A 24,339-nucleotide genomic window follows, 5' to 3' on the forward strand; every position below is an offset into this window, starting at 1 on the left:
AAGTCGACGCTGACGTTGTCGAGGGCCACGACGCGGGTCTCCCCGTCCCCGTAGACCTTGTTGAGGCCGGTGGCGCGGGCGGCCGCCAGGCCGGTACGGACGGCGGTTGCGGGGGTCGTCACGGGGGTGCTCCTGAGGGCGGGAACGGACATTCGGGGTTCCGTTCCATCCTCCCAATCCGTTCGAGCGCGATGCGTATGTCCCGAGGAGGGGCGACCCCCGCCGTCTCGGCGGCTCGGCGGGGGTCTTCTCCTCCTCAGGTATGACACCGACCCCTGAGGACCATGGTCCCCGTGCTGCGGACGATGGTCCCGTGCTACTCCACCGCGACGCCGAACGCGCCCGCCAGCCCGAGCAGACCGTTCGTCACCGCGCGGCCCGACGGGCTGAACTGCCAACCGTCGCCCGCACGCTGGAACGAACCCATGAGCATCGCGCTGTCCGGCACGCCGCCGGTGCCGGCCGCCCACTCCACCGGACCGGCCGCGCCCGGGCCGTACGTCGCCGCCAGGGCGACACCGTGCACGTAGCCGAGCGGCAGGGCCCGCGGCTCCTCCTCCTCGGTGGAGACGGCGACCACCACCTCGTCCACCGTGGCCGCCAGCCGCTCCAGGTTCAGGGTCAGCCGGACCGCGCGGGCCGGCTCGCCCGGCACCGAGTGGGTGGGGTGCAGCCGCACGGCGCCGTCCGGGTCCTGCGGGTTGTTGAAGAACACGAAGTGCTCGTCGCTCAGCACCCGCCCGGCGGCGCACAGGAACGCGGTGACGTCCAGCTCCACCGCGTCGCCGCCGGCCGTCCGGCTCTGCCAGCTGACCGTCAGGCTGCTGTGACGATCCGTCGGCGCGGCCGCCGGCGCGGGCTTCTCCTGTTCCGCGGAGCCGCCGCCGAGCCGCCCCCGCAGCCCCTGCTCGGCCAGCAGCTCCACCAGTTCCGGCCCGCTGACCAGCGTCAGCGGCTTCCCCTCGATGTAGCTGTACGAGCCGCGGCCGAAGCCGGCGGTGGTCACCAGGATGCCCTTGTTCGCCCCGTGGTGCCGGACGGTCGACTCCAGGTCGCGCACGGCCGTCGGGGGCACCGTCTTGCGGTAGCGCTTGGCCTGGATCACGATCTTGCCGCCGGTCACCGGGTCCAGGTCCTCGGCGACCACGTCCACCCCGACGTCGCCGCTGCGGGCCGTGGTCATCACCCGGAAGCCGCGCAGCCGGAACAGCTCGGCGATCAGCTCCTCGAACTCGATCGGGTCCATCTCGAACAGGTCCGGGTCGCCGTCGCCGCCGTGTCCGGCCAGGCTTCCGCCGACCGTCTCCGGCAGCCGGTCCGGCCGCACCTCGTCCAGCCGCTCCGGGCGCGCCGACAGCTTGCCGCCCAGGCCCTGGAAGCAGTCCACCGGCGCCACCCGGTCCAGCGCCAGCCCGGCGAACTCGGCCCGGGAGGCGGTCAGGGTGGACAGGAAGCGCTCCGCCTCCCGGCCGGTCGCCGGGTCGATGCCCAGGACGAAGCCGTTCAGCACCACCGAGTCCAGCATCCCGTCCCGGTCCGCCCGGAACAGCTCCGCCGCCAGCCGCAGCGCCGACTGCGCCAGCACCTCCCGATACAGCGCCTTGCGCTCCGTCGCCGGGCGGGCCACCTCCGCCTCGCGGTCGTCCGTCTTCACGTACCGCACCCGGCCGGCGGCCGGCACCACGTCCGGGCCGGGCAGCTCCCAGTTCACCACCAGCTGCCGGGTCGACGCCTCCCAGGCCGCCACCAGCCGGTGCGGGAAGCCCTCCGGCCAGGCCGCCGAGGCGTACAGACCGGCGGTGAAGTACTCCTGCACCGCCTCCGGCTCGCCCGCGCGCAGCCGCCGCAGCAACTCCTCGGTACGGGCGGCGCGGTCCTCGTCCTGGCGGCGGAACTGCGCCGCCCAGGCCAGGTACTCCTGGTGGTACACGGCCAGCCGGCGCTGCCGGTCGGCCTCCTGCGCCTGGGCGGCGTACCAGTCCTGCTCGAACCGGGCCCGGGCCTGCGCCAGGTACTGCTCGTACTGCCGCCGCACCCCCGGATTGCGCGCCTGCACCTGGTCCGGCGGCGGCACGTGGTACTTCGGGCCGCCCTGATCGGGCAGCTCCACCGGCCGGCCCAGCGGGCCCGGGTCGAACGGCGGCACCGGGCGCGGGGCCAGCAGTGCCTGCGGGCCGAACGCCGGCGCCGCCAGCCCGGCGGCCAGCAGCCCGCGCAACTCCTCGACCCGGGCGTCCAGTTCGGCCGTCAGCCGGGCCGCCTCCGCCTCCCGGGACTGCTGGTAGGCCCGCTGCGCCTCCCGCTCGTTGCGGGCGGTCGCCCGCTGCTCATCCCGCTGCTCGCGCTCCAGCCGGCGCTGCTGCGCCGCCTCGGCACGCCAGCGGGCCTCCTCCCGGCGCTGCTGCTGCCGCTGCGCCTCCGCCCAGATCGCCAGCACTCCGTCGTTCCGCCGCCCCGCCACCGTCCACCCCTTCATTGCACGCCGGACCGGTCGCGCCGCCCACCTCCCGGCCGCGCCGCCAACCGCGCCCGCAACAATAGAACGTGAACACCCCACCGGGCCAAGCCCCGGGAGCAGCGCGGCTGCACTGCACCGGTCAGTGCACCTGGGGGGCGTCCTCGGGCCGGGCGTGCCAGCGCCAGTCGGTGCGCAGCGGCCGGCCGGGCAGCGGGGTGCGGCCGGTGGCCCACAGGAGGGTCGGCCAGGGGGCGTCGGCGGAGGTGACGGGGACGTCGGGGAAGAGGCGGGCGAGGACGCGGCGGCAGAGGTCGGCCGGGGGGTCCCAGGGCAGGCCGAGGCCCTGGGCCACGTCGTGCAGGTGTACCAGCGTCTCGACCAGGCTCATCGCGACGAACCCGGCGGGGTCGGCGACACCCCACGGGTGGTAGGCGCGGACCTCGGGCGTCGCGGCGCGGGCGATCGCGACCATCAGCCCGCCGCTCGCCTCCAGCACCTCGATCAGCCCGTCGGGCCCGCTCGCGCGGTCGGCGCGGACGAAGTTGTTCGGCCCGCCGGGGAAGCGGCGCTCGGTGGCGAAGGGGACGTACCGCTCGCGCGGCGGGGCGGCCGGGCCGAGCTGGGCGGCGTAGGCGAGCAGGTCGTCGGCGAGGTGCTCGACGGTGGTCCAGCAGTCCCAGGTGACCGTTCCGGCGGGCTGGGACCAGTCGGCGTCCGCGGGTGCCGCGCGCAGGGTGGTGGCGGCGAGCCGGAGGACGAGCGCGAGGTCGTCGGCGGTGACGGGGGACTGGGCGGCGGTGTCGGCGGCGTCGGCGGGCTGGGCGGCGGTGTCGGGCGTCATGATCGCGGAGGCTAGCAGGGGGCACTGTCAGGGGGAGCACTGTCAGGGGTGGCGGGTACTCTGCACTGGTTCGAGAGGGAGGGATGCCCGTGACGATCGCACCGCAGCACCCGGACCGGCCCGCCGGCTGGGTCTCCACCGGGCTGAGCTGGCACGAGGGCCGCGCCCTGCTCGGCGCCGTGCGCGCAGGCCAGGCGCACGAGCGGGCCGTCACGCCCGGCGCGGAGGTCGGCTGGCTGCTGGGCGGGCCGCGCCGCTGCACCGGCGCCTGGCTGGCCGGGGCGGCGGAGCGCACCCCGTGCCCGCACCACGCGGTGATCGCGCCGGACGGCGCCGCGGTGCAGTGCCCGGCCTGCCAGAGCGTCGACCGCGGCCTGGCCCTCGCCCGGGACCAGATCCTCGACGACGGCCGGACGTACCTGCTCTACCTCGCCTGGTTCGGCGACGGCCTGCTGAAGGTCGGCCTGACCGCCGAGCAGCGCGGCGACAGCCGACTGCTCGAACAGGGCGCACTGGCCTACGCGTTCACCGCCCGGGGCGGGCTGCCGGCCATCCGGCGCGCCGAACTCACCGTCGCCGCCTCCGGGTTGGCGCGCGAGCGGTTCAAGGCCAGGCTGAAGACCGAGCACTGGTGGGCGCACGGCGACGAGCCGTACCGCCGGGCCGTGCTGGCCGAGGCCCGGGCGCAGGCGCACCGCTTGCTGGCCGGCCACGCGCTGGAACTGCTCGCCGAGCGCCCGGTGGTCGACCACGTGGCGCGGTTCGGGCTGTCCGACGGCGCCCCGGAGGCGTACCGGCAGGTCGGCGGCCTGGCCGACGGGGCGGTGATCGCGGGCACCCTGCGGCCGCCGGTGGGCCGCCACCTGTTCCTGGACCAGGCCGACGGCTCGGGGCCGCTGCTGCTGGACACCCGGCTGCTCACCGGCTGGACGCTCGCGCCCGTCTCCGGCCGTCCGACGTCCGGGGTGGCCCTGGAGGAGCGGGTCCGCCCGCCGGAGCCGGACACCCAGGAGGCGCTCTTCTAGAGCGGGCCAGGGACGCCGCCGGGCTGGGACGGTCCCTCGCGAGCGCGAGCGCGAGCGCGGGGGCGGGGCTGAGGGCTCAGCCCAGCTTGCTGCGCACCCCGCCCGGGCCGGAGTGGGCCCGGCGGGACAGCGGCGGCCGGGACGGGCGGACGTCGGCGCGCGCGACGGGCTCGCCCTCGGCGGTGCGCCGGGCGAGTGCGGCCCGGGCGGCGGCCAGGGCCACGCGGGTGAGCAGCGGGTCATCCTGGACACCGGCGGACCGTTTGGCCGCCTGGCAGCGCGAGCACCAGATCGGGGAGGCGGGCCCGTCCGGGTACGCCATGCTCTCGGGCGGAAGGTAGTGTGCGCCGCACTCGACACACTCGAAGACCAGCCTCATCCGGCGATCACCGTCCCGGATCCGTGGCACCGACCGCAGGGCGACCAGAAGGTGTGGATCCTCGGCACCATGCTCCCTTCCTCGTCCCGTTCGACCGTGGCTTCGGTCTTCTGGGTCCCCCCGGACCCGCCGCAACCGGAACAGGACTGAACCTCGGGCATATGCCGTCCTTCCGTAGCGGAGCACCACGGTAGCGCGAATTCCCGGGTGCGGGCGCGGGACCTGACGATCCACCACCCCTCGGAGGAGCGTGCGAATGCCCCGTACGCCCCACTGCACGCCGTCGGCCCCGCGCCCGGGGGCACGGGGCCGGTCGGCGTGGCCCGTCAACCGCGCGCGGCCCGCAGGAATTCGCGGTTCATCGCGGCGATGCTGGGCAGCGGGATGCCCTTGGGGCAGGCGGTGGCGCACTCGCCGGTGTTGGTGCAGCCGCCGAAGCCCTCGGCGTCCATCGCCGTGACCATGTTCCGCACCCGGGAGGCGCGCTCCGGCGCGCCCTGGGGGAGCACGTTGAGGTGGACCACCTTGGCGGAGGTGAACAGCATCGCCGAGCCGTTCGGGCAGGCCGCCACGCAGGCGCCGCAGCCGATGCACTCGGCGTGTTCGAAGGCGGTGTCGGCGGCCTCCTTGGGGACGGGCGTGGCGTGCGCGTCGGGGGCGCTGCCGGTGGGGGCGGAGATGTAGCCGCCGGAGCCGATGATCCGGTCGAAGGCGGAGCGGTCCACCACCAGGTCCTTGACCACCGGGAAGGCCGCCGCCCGCCACGGCTCGACGTCGATGGTGTCGCCGTCCCGGAAGTGCCGCATGTGCAGCTGGCAGGTGGTGGTCCGCTCGGGGCCGTGGGCCTGGCCGTTGATGACCATGCCGCAGGCGCCGCAGATGCCCTCGCGGCAGTCGTGGTCGAAGGCCACGGGCTGGTCCCCGCTGGTGATCAGCTCCTCGTTGAGGCTGTCGAGCATCTCCAGGAAGGACATGTCGGGGCTGATGCCGCCGACCTGGTAGGTCGTCATCGACCCGGGGGCGTCCGGGCCCGGCTGGCGCCAGATGCGCAGGGTGAGGTTCATGCGTAGCTCCGCTGGGTGGGGTGGACGTACGCGAAGTCGAGGGCCTCGCGGTGGAGGACGGGGGCGGTCCCGGTGCCGGTGAACTCCCAGGCGGCGGCGTAGCCGTACTCCTCGTCGCGCCGGGCGGCCTCGCCGTCGGGCGTCTGGCTCTCGGTGCGGAAGTGGCCGCCGCACGACTCGGCGCGGTGCAGGGCGTCCAGGCACATGAGTTCGGCGAGCTCGAAGTAGTCGACGAGCCGGTTGGCCTTCTCCAACGACTGGTTGAGCTCCTGCCCGGTGCCGGGCACCTTGATCCGGCGCCAGAACTCCTCGCGCAGCTGCGGGATCCGCGCCAGGGCTCGACGCAGTCCGGCCTCGTCGCGGGCCATTCCGCACTCGTCCCAGAGGAGTTCGCCGAGTTCGCGGTGGAAGGAGTCGGGGGTGCGGTCGCCGTCCACCGCGAGGATGAGGTTCAGCCGGTCCTCGACCTCGGCCTCGGCCTCGGTGACCGCCGGGTGGTCGGCGGGGACGGCGGGCAGCGGGTTGCGGGCCAGGTAGTCGTTCAGGGTGGGCGGCAGGACGAAGTAGCCGTCGGCGAGGCCCTGCATGAGCGCGCTGGCGCCGAGCCGGTTGGCGCCGTGGTCGGAGAAGTTGGCCTCCCCGACGGCGAACAGGCCGGGGACGGTGGTCTGCAGGTCGTAGTCGACCCAGAGTCCGCCCATCGTGTAGTGGATCGCGGGGTAGATCCGCATCGGGACCCGGTACGGGTCCTCGGCGGTGATCCGCTCGTACATGTCGAACAGGTTGCCGTACTTGGCGGCGACGGCGTCCCGGCCCAGCCGGCGGATGGCGTCGGCGAAGTCCAGGTAGACGCCCTGCCCGCCGGGGCCGACGCCGCGGCCCTCGTCGCAGACGTTCTTGGCGGCCCGGGAGGCGATGTCGCGCGGCACCAGGTTGCCGAAGGCCGGGTAGATCCGCTCCAGGTAGTAGTCCCGCTCGTCCTCGGGGATCTCGGCCGGCGGCCGGGTGTCGCCCTGGGCCCTGGGCACCCAGATCCGGCCGTCGTTGCGCAGCGACTCGCTCATCAGGGTGAGCTTGGACTGGTGGTCGCCGGAGCGCGGGATGCAGGTGGGGTGGATCTGGGTGAAGCACGGGTTGGCGAAGTGGGCGCCGCGCCGGTGGGCCCGCCAGATCGCGGTGGCGTTGGAGTTCTTGGCGTTGGTGGAGAGGTAGAAGACGTTGCCGTAGCCGCCGCTGGCGAGGACCACGGCGTCGGCGGTGTGGGTGCTGATCGCGCCGGTGACCAGGTCGCGGGCGACGACTCCGCGCGCCCGGCCGTCGACGACCAGCAGGTCGAGCATCTCGGTGCGCGGGTGGATCTCCACGTTCCCGGCGGCGATCTGCCGGGACAGCGCCTGGTAGGCGCCGAGCAGCAGTTGCTGGCCGGTCTGGCCGCGCGCGTAGAAGGTGCGGGAGACCTGCACGCCGCCGAAGGAGCGGGTGTCCAGCAGGCCGCCGTACTCGCGGGCGAACGGGACGCCCTGGGCGACGCACTGGTCGATGATCTCGACCGACACCTGGGCGAGTCGGTGCACGTTGGACTCGCGGGCGCGGAAGTCGCCGCCCTTGACGGTGTCGTAGAAGAGCCGGCGGATCGAGTCGCCGTCGTTGCGGTAGTTCTTGGCCGCGTTGATGCCGCCCTGGGCGGCGATCGAGTGAGCGCGCCTCGGGGAGTCCTGGAAGCAGAACTGGACGACGTGGTAGCCCTGTTCGGCCAGGGTGGCGCCGGCCGCGCCGCCGGCCAGGCCGGTGCCGACCACGATCACGGTGTGCTTGCGCCGGTTGGCCGGGTTGACCAGCTTGGCCTCGAACCGCCGCTGGTCCCAGCGCTGTTCGATCGGCCCGGCGGGGGCCTTGGTGTCGGCGACGGGCTCGCCGACGGTGTAGTCCAGGTAGCTCATTTGACGACTCCGAACATCACGGCCACGGGGACGGACAGGAAGCCGGCGGTCAGCACGAGCGCCAGGCCGTTGGCGGTCAGCTTGAGCGCCCGGTCCCGGCGGGCGTTGTTGGCACCGAGGGTCTGCGCGGCGCTCCAGAAGCCGTGCCGGATGTGCAGGCCGACGGCGAGCATCGCGACGATGTAGATCACGCAGCTGTACCACTGGCCGAAGGAGGCCACGATGTTCTGGTACGGGCGGCCGTGCTCGGCGGCGGGGTTCACGGTCAGCGTGGTCAGGTCGAGGATGTGCCAGACGATGAACAGCGCCAGGATCACCCCGCCCCAGCGCATGGTCCGGGTCGCGTAGCTCGCCCGGCGGCGCTTGTGGACGTACTTGCTCGGTCGGGCGGCGAGGTCGCGGCGGCTGAGCTGGTAGGCGGACACGCCGTGCAGCAGGACGGCGGCGAGCAGGCCGAAGCGGGCGATCCACAGGAACCACTCGTGGCCCAGGAACGGCTGGCCGATGGTGCGCAGCCAGGCCGCGTAGCCGTTGATGTCGTCCGGGCCGGCGAACACCTTGAGGTTGCCCAGCATGTGCGCGACCAGGTAGAGCAGCATGGCCAGTCCGGAGACGGCCATGACCGCCTTCTTGCCGACGGTCGACCGCCAGAGCGTCGCCAGGGTGGACGGATGCCGGGCCGTCCGAGTCGCGGTTGTCATGGCAGCAACGGTAGGGACGGTCGCCAGGGTGCGTCCAAGACATGCTGCGGCTCACGACGATAGTCAGGACCTATCGATGCGGCCTATCCTGGTGGGGTGCAGCTCCAGCAACTCCGCTACTTCCTGGCCGTCGCCGAGACCCGCCACTTCACCCGGGCGGCCGAGGCGGCGCACGTGGCGCAGCCGTCACTCTCGCAACAGATCCGTTCGCTGGAGCGGGAGTTGGGCGCCGAGCTGTTCCACCGCACCCGGGGCAACATCGCCCTGACCGACGCCGGGCAGGCGCTGCTGCCGCTGGCCCGGCGCATCCTCGCGGACACCGAGAGCGCCCGGCTGGCCGTCCAGGAGACGGTCCAGCTGCGCCGCGGCCGGGTCCGGCTGGGCGCGCCGCCGAGCCTGTGCACCAGCCTGGTGCCGGACGTGCTGCGGCTGTTCCGGGACCGCTACCCGGGGGTGGCGCTGGTGGTCCGCGAGGGCGGCTCGCGCGATCTGGTGCGCTGGCTGGCGGCGGGGGAGCTGGACCTCGCGCTGATCATCACCCCGCCGAGTGGCGAGGCGGCGCCGGCCCTCGCGGTCACCGAGCTGCTGCACGAGGAGCTGGTGCTGGTCTCCGCCGAGCGGCGGGCCCGGCGCAAGGTCCGGGTGGCGGAGCTCAAGGGGCGCCCGCTGGTGATGTTCCGGGAGGGCTACGACGTCCGGGAGGCGACCCTGGCGGCCTGCCGGGCGGCGGGCTTCGAGCCGGAGTTCGCGGTGGAGGGCGGCGAGATGGACGCGGTGCTCGGCTTCGTCCGGGCCGGCCTCGGGCCCGCGGTCGTCCCGGGGATGGTCGCGGCCCGCTCGGGCCTCGCGGTCACGCCCTTCGCCGGGCCGGGCCTGGGCCGCACCATCGCCGTCGCGCACGGCCACGAAGTGCCGCTCACCCGCGCCGCAGGGGCCCTGCGCACGACCCTGCTGGCACATCTGCACCACGCCGCCGGATCCGGTGAACTCCCACCGGGGACCCGCCTGTTGCTGTGACGGGGAGGGCTACCACCTGCGGCTCTCCCCGTCGGCGAGTGGGGATCAGGCCGACCGGACGGCATAGGAATGACTGGTCTTTTCGCCCTGGAGGAGTCCAGATGGACCAGAGCAGCCATGATGACGCGAGGAAACCACCTTGTCGTTTTAGGCAGTGACCACGTCGCTCGGCCGCCTTACCGCCTACAAGTCAGAATGCCACCGAGGCACGTGATCTTGAATGAGCCTTCTGTCTTGATGGCGGCGGCAGCGATCTCTGCCGCCCGACTGACCGTCTCGCGGAAAGGGACGCCGCATTGGTCAGCCCACGCTTCATAGGAGGCGAGGTGGGAAACGATCGGCGCAGGATCGGTGATCTCGATGGCGCCAGGCAGTTCCCGCACTCGGATGTCCTTGAACGCTGTTCCGAGGTAGCCGGGGGCCTTTTCCAGGGAGAAGCGGGAGCTGAGGGAAACCCGCGCCGGCCCCTCGGGAATCCCGAGGATGTCGCCTGCGGCCCGGGCCCAGAGCCGGTCCAACTCCTTTTTATCGATGGTGCTGTTGGTCGAGGCGATGAGCACACCGCCAGGCCGGAGGACGCGGGCCAGTTCCTCGATCGTGGCCTCGATATCGCTGACGTGGTACAGCATGTGCAGGGCCAACACGGCGTCGGCGCTGTCGTCGGCGAAGGGCAGGGCCTGGGCGTCGGCTACCAGGACCGGCTTCTCGACGTCGGCGAGGATGCCCGCCGAAATGTCCATCCCGACGACCTGAAGGTCCGGGCGATCCTTGTGCAGGCGGCTGACGAACTTGCCGTTGCCGCACCCGGCGTCCAGGACGATCCCGCTTGTGCCGGCCAGCTCTTCGAGGACGATCCCGGGCAGGTCGTACCGCGGCTGCTGCCACCGGTAGATGGACTGGCGGGCGGCCAGGTGGCGTCCGTCGGCGTAGGCGCTGTTCGCGAGGATCGCCTTGTCGGCGATAGCGGCGTCCTGCTGTGCGGTGTTGCTCGTCACTGGGGCAGCTCCGGAGGATTCGTGAGTGCGGGTCGAGAGCAGGCTTCTCTGACATTCTCGCGGAGACTCAGGACGATCGGGGAGCCTGCGTAGGCGGGCTCGGCGAGACGGGTGCTCAGGGCTCGAAGTCGGGCAGAGATGCTCGCTGTTCGCCGGTCCGGTGCGGCGTCCAGCACCACCGAGAGCTTCTCCTGCACGCCGTCGAGGTCGCCGTGGGCGAGGTGGGCGTTGGCGAGGTCGAGGCGGGCCGCCAACAGGTCACCGGAGGACTGTTCCTGCCGCGGTGCGGACTCGTACAGGGCAATGGCCCTGGAGGACGCCTCGATGGCACGGTTCACGTGAACCTGGCTGCCCAGGGCAAGGAGGGCGGTGCCGGCGTAGGTCCACTGCTTGGCATCGGGAAACGTGAATACGCCGGGAAGATCCACTCCGGCTACGGCGCTCCGCGCCGCCTCGGCAGCTTCTACGGCCCGTAGCGCGCTCGCGCTGTCGCCGAGCGCCGCAGCAGCCCGTGCTTCGAGGCTGAGCAGACGCGCTGCGATCGTCCCGCTGTCCGCATACGGCAGCCCGGCTCTGGCCAGCTCGGCCGCCTGGCCGTGGTCCTGCTGCCAGTAGGCGATCAGGGACTGGACGGATCGGATCCAGGCCCGGAGACCGTTGTGGCCGGCTGACTCCGCGCAGCGCCAGGCTGTTCGCGAATGCGTAGCCGCAGCTGTGTACTGGCCGAGGCCGAGGGCGACATGGGTGGCCAGGCCGCAGAGGCGTCCGGCCTGCAGGTAGAGATGGCTTGCCAGGTAAGGGTGTTGGCGACCTCGGAGTAAGTCGAACACTCCTCGCCGGAGGGTACCGATGTCGTGGAAGAGCTCGAACACCGGCTTGCTCACGTAGTCCCCTGCCAGCCTCGCAATGTCCGCGTCGATCTGTTCGAGCAGAGTGTCGTCCACGTTGGACGCGCTCGCGAAACGGAGGAACAGCGCGGACTCTGCCGAGTCGGCTGCCACGGCCGATACGAGGTCGTTGTCGTGGTCCGTGCGCCGGGCAGGCACAAGAAGCGAGGCTTCACTGACGCTGCTGGACGGTGGAACTGCTTTGGCGGCTGCAGGGGGTGCTGCCAGCAAGTCGGCCAACTGGTCGACCGAGAGTTTCAGGGCGCGGGCGAGCTTCGGCCGCATCCAGGGCTGTGGGGCGCCTCTGCCGCTCTCCCATCGCCCCACGGTCGTACGGTCCACGTCGAGGGCCTCAGCCAGAGATTCCTGGGTGTGGCCGACCGCCTCCCTGCGCTGGATCACCCGGGACCTCCTGGATGCCATCCCGCGTCCTGCGGAGGTACGTCAGTTCGTCTGTAGCCATAACAGGCCAGGTCATGCCCGGGTTTGCAGCACGGATGCCTCATTGCCGCTTCAATTCTGCTCTGGTTCACCGGCGTTGGAGGCGGTTCTGTAGATACCTGCCGGGTGAATCCCGGCGCGAATCGGCCCTCTGCCGACCTCGTCCGGTTGAAAGGTCCGCGCTCATGTCCGTCGCCACTCGCCAAACGGTCACCCCTGCCCCGTTCGGCTTTCGCATGCTGCCCACTGCCGAGGCCGTACCGAACGCCCGGCGGCGGGTGATACGGGCCGTGCGCAGTTCTACTGGCCCAGTTCAGTCGAGGCCGACTCGGCAATCGAGAGGGGCTGCTCGACGGCCCGGGGGAACGACGGACCGGCCCCGGGCGGGTGCCCGGGGCCGGTCCGTCGGCGGGTGGGTGGGGGTCAGGCCGGGAGGACGGCCTCGATCGCCGCGATCAGCTCGGCCGACTCCGGCTCGACCCGCGGCCGCAGGCGGGCGGCCACGGTGCCGTCGGGGGAGATCAGGAACTTCTCGAAGTTCCAGCTGACGTCCCCGGTCTCGCCCTCGGCGTCGGCGACCTGGGTCAGCTGCCGGTACAGCGGGTGCCGGTCGTCGCCGTTGACGTCGATCTTCTCGAACAGCGGGAAGGTGACGCCGTAGGTGGTGGAGCAGAAGGTCTGGATCTCCTCGGCGCTGCCCGGCTCCTGCCCGGCGAACTGGTTGCAGGGGAAGCCCAGCACGGTGAACCCGCGTGCGGCGTACCGCTGCTGGAGGTTCTCCAGGCCGGTGTACTGCGGGGTCAGGCCGCACTTGGAGGCGACGTTGACGATCAGCAGCGCCTTGCCCTTGTACTCGGCCAGCGAGGTGGGCTCGCCGGTGAGGGTGCGGAGCGGGATGTCGTACAGGCTCACGGTGGTGGTCCTTTCGAAAGGAGTGCGGAACAGGTGGTCGCCTGGCCACCGTAGTGGCCGCGACCACCTGGACCGAGCCCGACCTACCGGTCTTGCGACAGGTCGGCCCCGAAGGATGAGAAGTCGGCGCTCGACCAGCGCTCGGGCCGCATCCGGAAGGTGATGTCGGCGGCCAACTGTTCCCGGGCGGAGGCCAGGTAGTCGCGCGCGGCCTCGGGTGACAGGTAGCGGTTCGCGAGGGCGGCCCACTCGTCGCGGTCGAGCCGGTCCTCGACCGCCACCACGGGGCCCTCGACGCTCACGTACGCGGCCGGGCCCTGCTCGCGCTGGGCGCAGAGGGTGAACCGCCCGGCGGCGCGGATCCGCCGGGCCTTGACGGAGCCGCGGCCGGTGACGACGGTGAGCAGGCCGCCGGGGACGTAGGTGTACCAGACCGGTACGGCCAGCGGGCCCCGGTCCGCTCCGGCGCCGGAGTCGACGGCCAGCACACCGACGTGCGGTGCGGCGAGGAACCGCTCGCGCTCGGCCTTGCTCATGCTGAAGGGCATGGTGTCCGCTCCAGGGGGCTCCGGGCCCGCGCACGGAGGTCGGGCGCGAGCGTCTTCCGGTTTGTACCCGGTGCGCGTCCGGGCCACTCGGGGCGGGGCGCAGTGGTGGATCCGGGCCGGATCCCGCCCCGAGCGGCCCGCGGCGGGCTCAGGGCGCCAGCGGCTTGACGGCGGTCGGCGCGTGCTCGGGGAGGGTGGCGATCTCCTCCCACTCGTTGACCTTGTCGATGTCGGCGGCGGCCATCGAGATGTTGGTGACCCGCTCCAGGATCGCCTCGACGACGACCGGGACGCGGAACTCGGCGGCCAGCTTCTTGGCCTCCTCGAAGGCCGGCAGCAGGCCCTCGGGCTCGGTGACCCGGATCGCCTTGCAGCCCAGGCCCTCGGCGACCCGGACGTGGTCCACGCCGTAGACGCCCAGCTCAGGCGCGTTGATGTTCTCGAACTCCAGCTTGACCTGGAAGTCGATGTCGAAGTTGCGCTGCGCCTGGCGGATCAGGCCCAGGTACGCGTTGTTCACCAGCACGTGGACGTACGGGATGCGGTGCTGGGCGCCGACGGCCAGCTCCTCGACCATGAACTGGAAGTCGTAGTCGCCGGAGAGCGCGACGACCTGGCCCTCGGGGTCGGCGGTGGCGACGCCGAGCGCGGCCGGGATGGTCCAGCCGAGCGGGCCGGCCTGGCCGCAGTTGATCCAGTGCCGCGGCCGGTAGACGTGCAGCAACTGCGCGCCGGCGATCTGGGAGAGGCCGATGGTGGTGACGTAGCGGGTGTCCGGGCCGAACGCCTTGTTCATCTCCTCGTAGACGCGCTGTGGCTTGATCGGCACGTCGTCGAAGTGGGTGCGGCGCTGGAGCCGGGCCTTGCGGTCCTGGGTGGCGGCGGCCCACTCGCTGCGGTCCTTGAGCCGCCCGGCGGCCTTGAGCTCCTGGGCGACCTGGAGGAAGAGCTCCAGCGCGGCCTTGGCGTCGGAGGCGATGCCGAGGTCGGGGGCGAAGATCCTGCCGATCTGGGTGGGCTCGACGTCGACGTGGACGAACGTGCGGCCCGCGGTGTAGACGTCCAGGCCGCCGGTGTGGCGGTTGGCCCAGCGGTTGCCGATGCCCAGGACGAAGTCGGAGGCGAGGAAGTTCTCGTTCCCGTAGCGGTGCGAGGTCTGGAGGCCGACCATGCCGGCGTTCAGCTCGTGGTCGTCGGGGACGATGCCCCAGCCCATCAGGGTCGGGACCACCGGGACGCCGGTCAGCTCGGCGAACTCCCGCAGCAGTTCGGCGGCGTCGGCGTTGATGACGCCGCCGCCGGCGACGATCAGCGGGCGCTCGGACGCCTGGAGCAGCGCGAGCGCCTTCTCGATCTGGATCCGGTTGGCGGCGGGCTTGTAGACGGGGAGCGGCTGGTAGGCCTCGGGGTCGAAGTCGATCTCGGTCAGCTGGACGTCGATCGGCAGGTCGATCAGGACCGGGCCCGGACGGCCGGAGCGCATCAGGTGGAAGGCCTGCTGGAACACACCGGGGACCTGTGCGGCCTCCAGCACGGTGGTGGCGGCCTTGGTGACGGGCTTGGCGATCGAGGCGATGTCGACGGCCTGGAAGTCCTCCTTGTGCAGGCGGGCGACGGGGGCCTGGCCGGTGATGCACAGGATCGGGACGGAGTCGGCGATCGCCGAGTACAGACCGGTGATCATGTCGGTGCCGGCCGGGCCCGAGGTGCCGATGCAGACGCCGATGTTGCCGGCCTTGGCGCGGGTGTAGCCCTCGGCCATGTGGGAGGCGCCCTCGACGTGCCGGGCCAGCGTGTGCCTGATCCCGCCGGAGGCCTTGAGCGCGGCGTAGAACGGGTTGATGGCCGCGCCCGGCACGCCGAACGCGACCTCAACGCCTTCGAGCTTGAGGATCTCCACGGCCGCGCGGGCGGCTGTCATACGAGGCATCGGGTATCTCCTGCGTCGGCCCGCAGTGGGTCGGAGGGCTCATCTCCAGAATTCCACCATACGGAAGAACGGTTTCTGTATGTGGAAATACGGTACGGCTGGCCTCGGCGGGGCGTCAAGGGGAGGTCCAACAGAATGTGGAAGCCGGCCCCGGGGGGTGAAACCGCAGGTCGCCGCGGGCGTCCGAGGGGCGGGGAGACGGGGCCGGGCTCGTACAGGTGGGCGCCGATCGCGCTGGTGTGCCCGGGGAGCCAGTCGTTCCGCGCCGGAAAGCGCGGCCGGTGTGCAGTGCGGGTGAAGGGACGGTGCCCGAGGTCGGCCCACCCCGCACCTCTGGGTACCGTCGGTGGCACGCCGGGCCCGTGATGTCCAACTGAGGCCGTGGCAGGGGGATTCGGGACGGTCCGGGAGTGGGGGAGCTCCGGCGGCCGGTCCCGTCCAGGACCAGCGTGCCCGGTCCGCCGCACCCGAGCGAGGGACGCACCCCCTGGCCGCACCGACCCGACACCCGCCGCCGCCGTCCGGTCCGCCCGGACCTGCGGCCGTACCGCTGTCGCCCCCTCCGCGCGGTCCACCTCCCTTCCCTCTCCTCACCCCCCTGCGACCCCCATCACCTCCCTGTGACGGCGTGCCCGCAGCGGCGGGCGCGCGAAAGGAACGCCGCCATGCGCTGTCTCCCTGCCCGCCCCCCGGTGGTGACCGGGTGAGCCGAACGCCCCGCCGCCGCAAGGCCCCGCCGGGCCACCCCGGCAAGGCCGCCCCGCCGGGCCGCCGCCGGCCCCCGCTCGCCGTGCTGCGCGCCGTCCCCTGGCGCTACGACCTGCCCGCCTCGCTGGTGGTGTTCCTGGTCGCCCTGCCGCTGTGCGTCGGGGTGGCGGTCGCCTCCGGCGTCCCCGCCGAACTGGGTCTGGTCACCGGCATCGTCGGCGGCCTGGTCGTCGGCCTCCTGCCCGGCAGCAGCCTCCAGGTCAGCGGCCCGGCCGCCGGGCTGACCGTCCTGGTCTACGACGCCGTCCAGCGCTTCGGCGTCACCGCCCTCGGCCTGCTCGTCCTCGGCACCGGGCTGCTCCAGATCGCGATGGGAGCGCTCCGGCTCGGCCGCTGGTTCCGGGCGATGTCCGCCTCGGTGGTGCACGGCATGCTGGCCGGCATCGGACTGACCCTGCTGTTCGGCCAGCTGTACGCGCTCGCCGACCGCCGCGCCCCGGCCACCGGGCCGGAGAAGATCGCCGGACTGCCCGACCTGCTGGCGGACGTGGTCACCGGCGTGGCCGACCCGAGCGCGGTCGCCCTGGGCCTGGCCACCCTGCTCGTGCTGGTCGGCTGGAAGTACCTGCCCGGGCGCGTCGCCCGCGGCGTCCCCGCGCCGTTGGCCGCGGTCGGGCTGGCCGCCGCCGTCACGGCCGCCGCCGACCTGCCGGTGGCGAGGGTCCGGGTGTCCGGCCTGCTCGACGTCGTCCACCTGCCCGACCGTGCCGCGCTCGGCGCGGTGGCGGGCACCGCCGGCCTCGGTACGGTCGTCGCCTTCACCCTGATCGCCTCCGCCGAGACGCTGTTCAGCGCCGCCGCCGTCGACCGGATGCACCACGGCCGGCGTACCGACTACGACCGCGAGCTGACCTCCCAGGGCATCGGCAACACCGTCTGCGGGCTGCTCGGCGCCCTTCCGATGACCGCGGTGATCGTCCGCAGCGCGGCCAACGTCCAGGCGGGGGCGCGGACCAAGGCCTCGCGCACCCTGCACGGGCTCTGGCTGCTGCTGTTCACCGCGCTGCTGCCCGGCGTGCTCGGGCTCGTCCCGCTCACCGCGCTGGCCGCCGTCCTGGTCCACGCCGGCGCCAAGCTCGTCCCGCTGCGGCGGATCGCCGCACTCTGCCGCGGCCACCGGGGCGAGGCGCTGGTGCTCGCGGTGACCGCGAGCGCCATCATCGCCACCGACCTGTTCGAGGGGGTGCTGATCGGCATCGGCCTGGCCGTGGCCAAGTCCGCCTGGCAGACCTCGCACCTCCAGATCGGCCTGGAGGAACTGGTCCTGCCGTCCGGCGAGGCCCTGCAGCGCGTCCGGCTCACCGGCAACGCGACCTTCCTGCGGCTGCCCCGGCTGCTGGACGCCCTGGAACGGCTGCCGGCCGACCGGCCGGTGGAACTCGACTGGTCCGGGCTGCGCCACCTGGACCACGCCTGCACGGTGGCCCTCACCGCGTGGGCCGCCCAGCACCGGGCCCGCGCCACTGCTCCGCTCGCGGTCGAACCGCCGCTGCCGACCGTGGTGTGAGCGCCGGCAAGGCTGGTTAGCCTGGTCGCGGCCCGGACCGGAACCTGGTCCCGGCCACGACCAGTGCTGCCGGTGAGTGCCGTCGGCGGAAGGAGCGCAGAGCCGTGATCGCAGCCTTTTCGGTGACCCCGCTGGGGATCGGCGAGGACGTGGGAGAGGCGGTGGCAGCAGCCGTCCGGGTGGTCCGGGCGAGCGGACTGCCCAACCGGACCGACGCGATGTTCACCAGCATCGAGGGGGAGTGGGACGAGGTGATGCCGGTGATCCGGGCGGCGATCGAGGCGGTGAAGGCCTACAGCGGCCGGGTGAGCACGGTCATCAAGATCGACGACCGGGCCGGGGTCACCGACGGGCTCACCGCCAAGGTCGCCTCGGTGGAACGGCACTTGGCCGAGGACTGACCCCGCACAGTCAGTCCGTCGAGCCGCTCGTCGGGCCCTGGGCCGGGCCGGGTGCTCAGCCGGTCTGGCCCTGGTGTGCCCCGGCCGGGGCGGGCTGGGCGGCCGGCTCGGCCGTGGTGCGCCGGGCCAGCAGCCGGTCCAGGGCGTAGGGGCCGGAGCCGAGCACCGCGATGGCGAGGAAGGCCCAGCAGAACATGACGGAGGGTTCGCCACCGTTCTGCAGCGGCAGCAGGGAGTGCTCCTGGTGCACGGTGAAGTAGGCGTACGCCATCGAGCCGGAGCAGAGCAGGGCGGCGGTCCGGGTGCCGACGCCGAGCAGCACCAGGGCGCCGCCGACCAGTTGGATCAGCGCGGCCCACCAGCCGGGCCACTGGCCGAGCGGGACAGTGCCGCCGCCCTTGGTGCCACCGAGGACGCCGAAGAGCGAGGCGGCGCCGTGGCAGGCGAAGAGCAGCCCGACGACGACCCGGAAGGCCGTCAGGACGAGCGGGCGGGCGGCCTCGGCCGCCTGCTGGGGAGAGGTGGGAAGGTTCGCGGGCATGGGGAAACGCCTCCTGTGGGGGGAGGAGGAGGTACGGGGCGGTAAGGGTAGCCTTGGTCTAGTCCACTTGGCAATGCTCCGTCAGATCCCACGTGTGCGACCTTCGGGGAGGATCTTGACCGACCGTTCTGGAAAGGGTTAGCGTTCACCCATGGCGCGAACGAAGGAATTCGACCCGGACGCCGTGCTCCAGTCGGCCCTTGAGCTGTTCTGGCGGCGCGGTTACGAGGCCACCTCGATGGCCGACCTGGTCGAGGAGCTCGGGATCGCCCGGGCGAGCATCTACGCCACCTTCGGCAGCAAGCACGAACTGTTCCTGCGGGCGCTGGAGCGGTACGGCGAGCAGGCCGACCCGGCGCTCCTGGCCGAGCTCTCCCAGCCCGGCCCGGTGCTGCCGGCCGTCCGCGCGCTGGTCCGCCGGTTCGCGGCGGAGTCCGCCGAGGACGGGCTGAAGCGCGGGTGCTTCATCACCAACACCGCCGTCGAGCTCGCCGCGCGCGACCCCTCGGCGGCCCGCCGGGTGGAGGCCGGGCTCGGCCACCTGGAGACGGTGCTGACCGCCGCCCTGGTCCGGGCCGAGGCGCAGGGCGAACTGCCCGCCGGGCGGGACCCGAGGGCGCTGGCCCGGATGCTGCTGGTGCTGTTGCAGGGCGTGCGGGTTCTGGGCCGGACCGCCGACGGCGCGTCCCGGGTGCGGGACGCCGCCGAGCAGGCGCTGGTGCTGCTCGACTGACGGGTCGACTGACGAGTCGACTGACGGATCGGCTGACGGATCGGCTGACGGATCGGCTGACGGATCGTGGGGCGATGGCGGGGCGACGGTGGAGGCCGCCTCTTGCTGTCCCAATACTGGACCGAACGGTCATTATGGAGAGGGGGGTTTCCATGAGTGTCGCCACGGCCGACCGGCCCGGTTTCGCCCTGCTCGGCGGCGTGCAGGCCACGCTGATCTTCACGATCATGATCCTGTCCGTGCCACTGCCCCTGGTGGCCCGGGAGTTCGGGCTCGGCCCGTCCGGTGTGCTGCTGCTGAGCGCCGCCTACGGGCTCTCTTTCAGCGCCCTGCTGCTCCTCGGCGGGCGGCTGACCGACCGCCACGGCGGCCGCCGGCTGCTGCGGGTGGGCCTGGCCCTGCTCGGCACCTCCTCGATCGCCTGCGCCCTCGCGCCCGGCTACCCCGTCCTGCTGGCGAGCCGCTTCGCCCAGGGCGTCGGCGCGGCCCTGGCAGCCCCGGCGGCGGTCGCCGTGGTCCGGGTGCTGCGGCCCGGACCCGCCGAATACCGGCGGGCGATGGCCGCTTGGGGCGGCCTCTCGGTGCTCGGCGCCACGGCGGGCAACCTGCTCTCCGGCGCCGTCGCCGCCTGGGTCTCCTGGCGCTGGCTGTTCGCGGTGCCCGTCCTGGTCGCCCTCGTCGGCCTGGTCCGCTCCGGCTCGCTGCCGCCCGCCGAACCCGCCGGCCGACCATCGGCCGTCGGCCGGCCGGGGCTGGACCTGCCCGGCGCCGCCCTGGCCGCCGCCGGTGTCTGCGCGGCCAGTTACGGGCTGGTGGCGTCCACCGACCACGGCTGGCGAAGCCCCGGGACGCTGCTGCCGCTGGCCGCCGGGCTCGCCCTGCTGTGCGCCTTCGCCGCCGTCGAACGGCGCACCGCCGACCCGCTGCTGCCGCCCGGCTTCCTCGCCGACCGCCGCCGGGCCACCGCCCTCGCCGCCGTCATGGCGACCGCCGCCGGCACCGCGCTGACCTTCCTGCTGCTCGCGCTCTACCTCCAACAGGTCCGCGGCTGGGGCGTGCTGGCCACCTCCGCCGCCTTCCTGCCGTACGCGGCGGCACTGCTGACGGCCGGCCGCCTGGCCGGGCCGCTGACGGCCCGCTACGGCGCCGTCGCGGTCACCGCCGGAGGGCTCGCCCTCGCGGCGGCCGGGCTCGGCCTGCTGGCGGGCCTCGCGCCCGGCAGCGACTACGCCACCGGGCTGCTGCCCGGGCTGCTCCTGCTGCCCGCCGGGGCCGCTACCGCCTTCGCCGGCGCGGCCGTGCTCGCCACCGCGGGCGTGCCGCCCGAACGGACCGGCCTCGCCGCGGGCGTGCTCAACACCGCGATGGAACTCGGCCCCACCGCCGGGGTGGCCGCCCTGATGGCGCTCGCCGCCACCCGCCCGAGCGTGGTCGGCGGCTACGCCACGGCCTTCGCGGCGGCGGGCACCGCCCTGGCGCTCACCGCCCTCGCCGTCGCCATGCCGGCGCGGGTGACTCCCGAGACCACCACAGAGACCGACACCGCACCAGAACGCACCATCCAGATCAAGGAGCACCTCTCATGACCACGCGTTTCATCGGCAAGTCCGTCCTGGTCACCGGCGGCGGCAGCGGTATCGGACGGGCCGTGGCTCTCGCCTTCGCCCGGGAGGGCGCCCGGGTCGCGGTCGCGGGCCGCAGCGCGGGCCCGCTCGCCGAGACGGTCGAGCTGATCGAGCAGGCGGGCGGCAAGGCCGTCGCGCTGACCGGCGACGTGGCGGACGGTCAGGACGCCGCCCGGCTGGTCCGGGAGACCGTCGAACTCCTCGGCGGCCTGGACGTCGCCGTCAACAACGCCGGGGTGTTCGGCGCCGTCGGCCCGGTCGCCGACATCGACGAGGACGAGTGGCACCGGGTGTTCGCGGTCAACCTGACCGGCACCTGGCTCGCCATGAAGCACCAGATCGGCCACATGCGGGCCCACGACGGCGGCGCGATCGTCAACATCTCCTCCAACCTCGGCGTCCACATGCGTGTGCCCGGCCTCGGCGCCTACGCCGCCAGCAAGGCCGCCGTCACCGCGCTGACCCGCAGCGCCGCCCTCGACCACATCGCGGACGGCGTCCGGATCACCATGGTGAGCCCCGGCCCGGTGGACACCAGCATGTCCACCCGGCCCGGCGAGAACGCCGACGACAAGGCCGCGCGGATGAAGGACAGCCTCCCCGTCGGCCGGGCGGGTGCGGTCGAGGAGGTCGCCGCCGCGGTGCTGTACCTGGCCTCGTCCGAGGCGGGCTTCACCGTCGGCGCCGACCTGGTCCTGGACGGCGGCGCCACCGCCTGATCCACCCGTGGCCCAACGGCCGGGCAGCGACCCGTCGTTGGGCCATCGCCTGATCCACCCGTGGCCCAACGAGCGGGCGGGGTACCGTCGTTGGGCCATCAGATCACTGCTCGGCCAGTGCGTCCCGGGCCTCCTCGGTCCGGGCCCGGGCCACCACGAGGTCCTCGTCGAGCTCGACGACCAGCACGTCCGGCCCGGTGAACCAGCGGCAGCCACGGCCGAGCCGGGGCAGCTCCGCCAGCCCCTCCGGCACCTCCACTCCGGACTCGGCGAACACGCTCAACTCGTCGTCCTGCAACAGCTTCTCCACCATCACCATCGCCGTCGCGGCCGTCGAGAAGCGCTCCTCCCAGGGCTCCCAGCGCTCTTCCGACTTGTCCGCGAGGTCGAGCCGGCCCACCGTCGGCGGATCGTCCTGGTCGAGGTCGGCCAGCAGGACGCCCCAGTGCGCGCACGCCTGGTTCTCCTCCTGGTACACCAGGGCGCCGTCCAGGACGAACAGTTCCTCCGGCGACAGCAGCCGGTTGTGGTTGCCGGTGAGGTCCTCCCGGCGGCCGAACAGCCGGTACGCCTCGCGCAGCGCGGCCGGCAGCCGCAGGCCCAGGCGCCCTTCGGCGGCGTCGAGTTCGGCGTCCGTGAAGCCGTCGTCGGGCCGCAGCGGCTCGCCCCAGTAGGCGGCGAAGCCCTCGACCAGCGCCCGGGTGCCCGCGCGGCCCCGCAGGGATTCGGCCATCGCGGCCCGGATGTCGAATTCGGTGTCGTCCATCCGGGAACCGTACGACGCCCCACCGACAGTCCGGGAACCGTACGACTCCCCACCGACAGTCCGGTGCCACCGGAGGGCGTACCGGAACGGGTGGGGGCGCGCCGCACATCCTGCCCGCCCACGACCGGCCGGGGACGCGCCCCAACGCCCGTCCGCCCACGACCGGCCGAATCTGACGCGAACGCGTAATCCCGCCGACACCCGTTGCTCACCGTGGGGTTTCCGACCCGTCGTGTGGGCAGGACACGGTTTCGGCCGGAACCGACGCAACGAAAGGCGGGACGCGCAAACCCATGCCGACCGCACCACACACCAAGCCCCACCCGGGCCGCCGAAGCCGCTGGGGTGAGCACGGCCTCGCCTGGGCCTTCCTGCTGCCCTCCCTGGTGGTCTTCGTCCTCTTCATCGGCTACCCGCTGGGACGGACCATCTACCTGAGCGGACACGCCAACGACCTGTTCGGCGCGCCCTCGCGCTACGTCGGGCTGAAGCACTACACCGAGCTGCTGACCTCGGCGGACTTCCGGCGCACGCTCGTCACCACTGCCCTGTTCACGCTGCTCACCGTGGTGCCCGGCGTGCTGGGCGCGCTGGTGCTGGTGCTGCTCCTGGAGAACCGGATCCGGGGCGTGCGGCTGCTGCGCTCCGCGTTCGCGCTGCCCTTCGCCTTCTCGGTGGCCAGCGCGTCCGTGGTCTTCGCGGTGTTCTTCAACCCCGCCAGCGGGGTGCTCAACGGCCTGCTCTCGCACGTCGGGCTGGGCCCGATCGGCTGGCTGACCGACTCCCGGTACGCGCTGGTCTCGGTGGCCGTCACCACGGTGTGGATGAGCCTCGGCTACAACGTGCTGGTGCTGTCCGCGGGCATCGGCTCGATCCCCGGCGAGATCCTGGAGGCCGCGCGGATCGACGGCGCCTCGGGGCTGCGGCTGGCCCGTTCGATCACCGTGCCGATGCTCGGCCCGAACCTGTTCTTCCTGACCGTGGTCTCCACCGTCCACTCGCTGCAGAGTTTCGGCCAGATCCACATCCTCACCAAGGGCGGCCCCGACGGCGCCACCCGGACCCTCGTCTACTCCGTCTACGAGAAGGCCTTCGCCTACGGCTCCAGCGACTTCGGCACCGCGAGTGCCCAGGCCGTGGTGCTGCTCGTGGTCGTCCTCGCCTGCACGGCCGTCCAGTTCGGCGTCCTGGAGCGGAAGGTGCACTACGCATGACCGTGACCGCCACCGAGGCCGGGCCCGGGGCCCAGGACGGGGCCGCCGCGCCGCGCCCGCGCCCCCGCGTGCTGGCCGGTCGTTCGCCGCGCGACCTGCTCGGCCGCGCCGCCGTCTACCTGCTGCTCGCCGTCGCCGTCGTCACCGTGGCCTTCCCGGTGTACTACGCGATCGCCGGCGCCTTCATGAGCCCGTCCGAACTCTCCTCCTACCCGCCGGCGCTGGTGCCCCACTCGGTCACCGGGCGGAACTTCGCCGGCGCCGTCGACACCGTCCCGCTGGCGAGGCAGTACGCCAACTCGGCGATCGTGGCGACCGTCATCACGCTCGCCCAGCTGTTCACCTCGGTCCTCGCCGCGTACGCCTTCGTGTTCCTGCCGCTCAAGGCGCGGGCCGTGGTGTTCGGGGTGTTCCTGGCGACGCTGATGGTCCCGTGGGAGGCCATCATCATCCCCAACTACCTGACACTGTCCGGCTGGGGGCTCGGGAACACCTACTTCGGCCTGGTGCTGCCCTTCCTCGCCTCCGGCTTCGGCACCTTCATGCTGCGGCAGGCCTTCCGGCAGCTGCCCGGCGAACTGCGCGACGCCGCGCGGATCGACGGCGCGGGCCACTGGCGGTTCCTGTGGCGGATCGTCGTCCCGCTCAACAAGCCGGCCCTGGCGGCGCTGTCGATCTACGTCTTCCTGTCCGCCTGGAACCAGTACTTCTGGCCGCTCATCATCACCCGCACGGCGAACATGCAGACCCTGCAGATCGGCCTCACCTCGCTGCGCGACTCCGAGATGTCCGATCCGGGCCTGATCCTGGCCGGCGTCGTGCTCTCCCTGCTGCCCACGCTCGCCCTGGTGGTCTTCGGCCAGCGCTTCATCGTCCGCGGTCTCACCGCGGGCGCCGTCCGCTGACCCGCTCCGCCGCTTCCTCCCG

At 73.0% G+C, this 24,339-nt stretch carries 22 protein-coding genes; 9 read left to right on the forward strand and 13 right to left on the reverse strand.

Features of this window, described 5'->3' with window-relative positions:
- Positions 1 to 316 precede the first annotated feature (316 nt).
- Complete coding sequence (locus tag ACIOGZ_RS25310; RefSeq protein WP_363587278.1) at positions 317 to 2,461, reverse strand: restriction endonuclease; 2,145 nt, start codon at positions 2,459 to 2,461, stop codon at positions 317 to 319.
- Between the two features lie 136 nt (positions 2,462 to 2,597).
- Positions 2,598 to 3,299 carry a maleylpyruvate isomerase N-terminal domain-containing protein gene (locus ACIOGZ_RS25315; RefSeq protein ID WP_363587279.1) on the reverse strand — a complete coding sequence of 234 codons (702 nt, stop codon included), beginning with the start codon at positions 3,297 to 3,299 and terminating at the stop codon, positions 2,598 to 2,600.
- Between the two features lie 89 nt (positions 3,300 to 3,388).
- Between ACIOGZ_RS25315 and ACIOGZ_RS25320 the strand changes: the two genes are divergently transcribed.
- Positions 3,389 to 4,324, forward strand: coding sequence for a DUF2797 domain-containing protein (locus ACIOGZ_RS25320; protein WP_363633590.1), 936 nt, complete (start codon positions 3,389 to 3,391; stop codon positions 4,322 to 4,324).
- 76 nt (positions 4,325 to 4,400) lie between these two features.
- Here ACIOGZ_RS25320 and ACIOGZ_RS25325 read toward each other — a convergent pair whose 3' ends face one another.
- The 4 genes from ACIOGZ_RS25325 to ACIOGZ_RS25340 form a co-directional block, all read right to left on the reverse strand.
- Entirely contained in the window at positions 4,401 to 4,703 is a 303-nt protein-coding gene (locus ACIOGZ_RS25325; RefSeq protein WP_400987423.1) for a hypothetical protein, read from the reverse strand.
- A gap of 326 nt (positions 4,704 to 5,029) precedes the next feature.
- Positions 5,030 to 5,767: a succinate dehydrogenase/fumarate reductase iron-sulfur subunit gene (locus ACIOGZ_RS25330; protein WP_363587282.1), complete on the reverse strand. Its 738-nt coding sequence runs from the start codon at positions 5,765 to 5,767 to the stop codon at positions 5,030 to 5,032.
- Complete coding sequence (locus tag ACIOGZ_RS25335; protein ID WP_363587283.1) at positions 5,764 to 7,707, reverse strand: fumarate reductase/succinate dehydrogenase flavoprotein subunit; 1,944 nt, start codon at positions 7,705 to 7,707, stop codon at positions 5,764 to 5,766. Before ACIOGZ_RS25335 ends, ACIOGZ_RS25330 begins: the two co-directional genes overlap by 4 nt.
- Positions 7,704 to 8,408 (reverse strand): succinate dehydrogenase cytochrome b subunit, encoded by a 705-nt coding sequence (locus ACIOGZ_RS25340; protein WP_363587284.1) that lies wholly within the window; start codon positions 8,406 to 8,408, stop codon positions 7,704 to 7,706. Before ACIOGZ_RS25340 ends, ACIOGZ_RS25335 begins: the two co-directional genes overlap by 4 nt.
- Positions 8,409 to 8,504: 96 nt before the next feature.
- On the opposite strand from ACIOGZ_RS25340, the gene ACIOGZ_RS25345 reads away from it, so the two are divergent.
- The gene (locus ACIOGZ_RS25345; RefSeq protein WP_400987425.1) at positions 8,505 to 9,425 is read left to right on the forward strand and encodes a LysR family transcriptional regulator; all 921 of its coding nucleotides are present in this window, start codon (positions 8,505 to 8,507) and stop codon (positions 9,423 to 9,425) included.
- A gap of 176 nt (positions 9,426 to 9,601) precedes the next feature.
- Here ACIOGZ_RS25345 and ACIOGZ_RS25350 read toward each other — a convergent pair whose 3' ends face one another.
- The 5 genes from ACIOGZ_RS25350 to gcl all read right to left on the reverse strand — a co-directional run bounded on the left by ACIOGZ_RS25350 (position 9,602) and on the right by gcl (position 15,138).
- A complete protein-coding gene (locus ACIOGZ_RS25350; RefSeq protein WP_363621945.1) occupies positions 9,602 to 10,420 on the reverse strand; it encodes a class I SAM-dependent methyltransferase in 819 nt (272 codons plus the stop codon).
- Positions 10,417 to 11,709: a helix-turn-helix transcriptional regulator gene (locus tag ACIOGZ_RS25355; protein WP_400987428.1), complete on the reverse strand. Its 1,293-nt coding sequence runs from the start codon at positions 11,707 to 11,709 to the stop codon at positions 10,417 to 10,419. The genes ACIOGZ_RS25350 and ACIOGZ_RS25355 overlap by 4 nt, the downstream gene beginning before the upstream one ends.
- Before the next feature lie 462 nt (positions 11,710 to 12,171).
- Complete coding sequence (locus tag ACIOGZ_RS25360) at positions 12,172 to 12,660, reverse strand: glutathione peroxidase (protein WP_363587294.1); 489 nt, start codon at positions 12,658 to 12,660, stop codon at positions 12,172 to 12,174.
- An 83-nt stretch (positions 12,661 to 12,743) separates the two neighbouring features.
- Positions 12,744 to 13,208, reverse strand: coding sequence for a pyridoxamine 5'-phosphate oxidase family protein (locus ACIOGZ_RS25365; protein WP_400987431.1), 465 nt, complete (start codon positions 13,206 to 13,208; stop codon positions 12,744 to 12,746).
- Positions 13,209 to 13,356: 148 nt separating this feature from the next.
- Positions 13,357 to 15,138, reverse strand: coding sequence for a glyoxylate carboligase (gene gcl / locus ACIOGZ_RS25370; RefSeq protein WP_363587296.1), 1,782 nt, complete (start codon positions 15,136 to 15,138; stop codon positions 13,357 to 13,359).
- A gap of 790 nt (positions 15,139 to 15,928) precedes the next feature.
- On the opposite strand from gcl, the gene ACIOGZ_RS25375 reads away from it, so the two are divergent.
- Positions 15,929 to 17,413 (forward strand): SulP family inorganic anion transporter, encoded by a 1,485-nt coding sequence (locus ACIOGZ_RS25375; protein ID WP_363587322.1) that lies wholly within the window; start codon positions 15,929 to 15,931, stop codon positions 17,411 to 17,413.
- A 104-nt stretch (positions 17,414 to 17,517) separates the two neighbouring features.
- The gene (locus tag ACIOGZ_RS25380; RefSeq protein WP_400810127.1) at positions 17,518 to 17,814 is read left to right on the forward strand and encodes an MTH1187 family thiamine-binding protein; all 297 of its coding nucleotides are present in this window, start codon (positions 17,518 to 17,520) and stop codon (positions 17,812 to 17,814) included.
- A gap of 55 nt (positions 17,815 to 17,869) precedes the next feature.
- Here ACIOGZ_RS25380 and ACIOGZ_RS25385 read toward each other — a convergent pair whose 3' ends face one another.
- On the reverse strand, positions 17,870 to 18,355 hold the full coding sequence (locus ACIOGZ_RS25385) for a DoxX family protein (protein WP_363587298.1): 486 nt from the start codon (positions 18,353 to 18,355) through the stop codon (positions 17,870 to 17,872).
- 151 nt (positions 18,356 to 18,506) lie between these two features.
- On the opposite strand from ACIOGZ_RS25385, the gene ACIOGZ_RS25390 reads away from it, so the two are divergent.
- The 3 genes from ACIOGZ_RS25390 to ACIOGZ_RS25400 all read left to right on the forward strand — a co-directional run bounded on the left by ACIOGZ_RS25390 (position 18,507) and on the right by ACIOGZ_RS25400 (position 21,432).
- Positions 18,507 to 19,088 (forward strand): TetR/AcrR family transcriptional regulator, encoded by a 582-nt coding sequence (locus ACIOGZ_RS25390; RefSeq protein WP_400987433.1) that lies wholly within the window; start codon positions 18,507 to 18,509, stop codon positions 19,086 to 19,088.
- 152 nt (positions 19,089 to 19,240) lie between these two features.
- Entirely contained in the window at positions 19,241 to 20,674 is a 1,434-nt protein-coding gene (locus ACIOGZ_RS25395; RefSeq protein ID WP_400987435.1) for an MFS transporter, read from the forward strand.
- Positions 20,671 to 21,432, forward strand: coding sequence for an SDR family NAD(P)-dependent oxidoreductase (locus ACIOGZ_RS25400; protein ID WP_400987437.1), 762 nt, complete (start codon positions 20,671 to 20,673; stop codon positions 21,430 to 21,432). Before ACIOGZ_RS25395 ends, ACIOGZ_RS25400 begins: the two co-directional genes overlap by 4 nt.
- 103 nt (positions 21,433 to 21,535) lie before the next feature.
- Here the strand turns inward: ACIOGZ_RS25400 and ACIOGZ_RS25405 are convergent, their stop codons facing one another.
- On the reverse strand, positions 21,536 to 22,198 hold the full coding sequence (locus ACIOGZ_RS25405) for an SMI1/KNR4 family protein (RefSeq protein WP_400987439.1): 663 nt from the start codon (positions 22,196 to 22,198) through the stop codon (positions 21,536 to 21,538).
- A 293-nt stretch (positions 22,199 to 22,491) separates the two neighbouring features.
- On the opposite strand from ACIOGZ_RS25405, the gene ACIOGZ_RS25410 reads away from it, so the two are divergent.
- Entirely contained in the window at positions 22,492 to 23,412 is a 921-nt protein-coding gene (locus ACIOGZ_RS25410; protein ID WP_363629634.1) for a sugar ABC transporter permease, read from the forward strand.
- Complete coding sequence (locus ACIOGZ_RS25415; RefSeq protein WP_400329282.1) at positions 23,409 to 24,317, forward strand: carbohydrate ABC transporter permease; 909 nt, start codon at positions 23,409 to 23,411, stop codon at positions 24,315 to 24,317. The genes ACIOGZ_RS25410 and ACIOGZ_RS25415 overlap by 4 nt, the downstream gene beginning before the upstream one ends.
- Positions 24,318 to 24,339: the final 22 nt, after the last annotated feature.

The sequence above is a fragment of the Kitasatospora sp. NPDC088160 genome (assembly GCF_044741445.1).
Taxonomy (GTDB): domain Bacteria; phylum Actinomycetota; class Actinomycetes; order Streptomycetales; family Streptomycetaceae; genus Kitasatospora.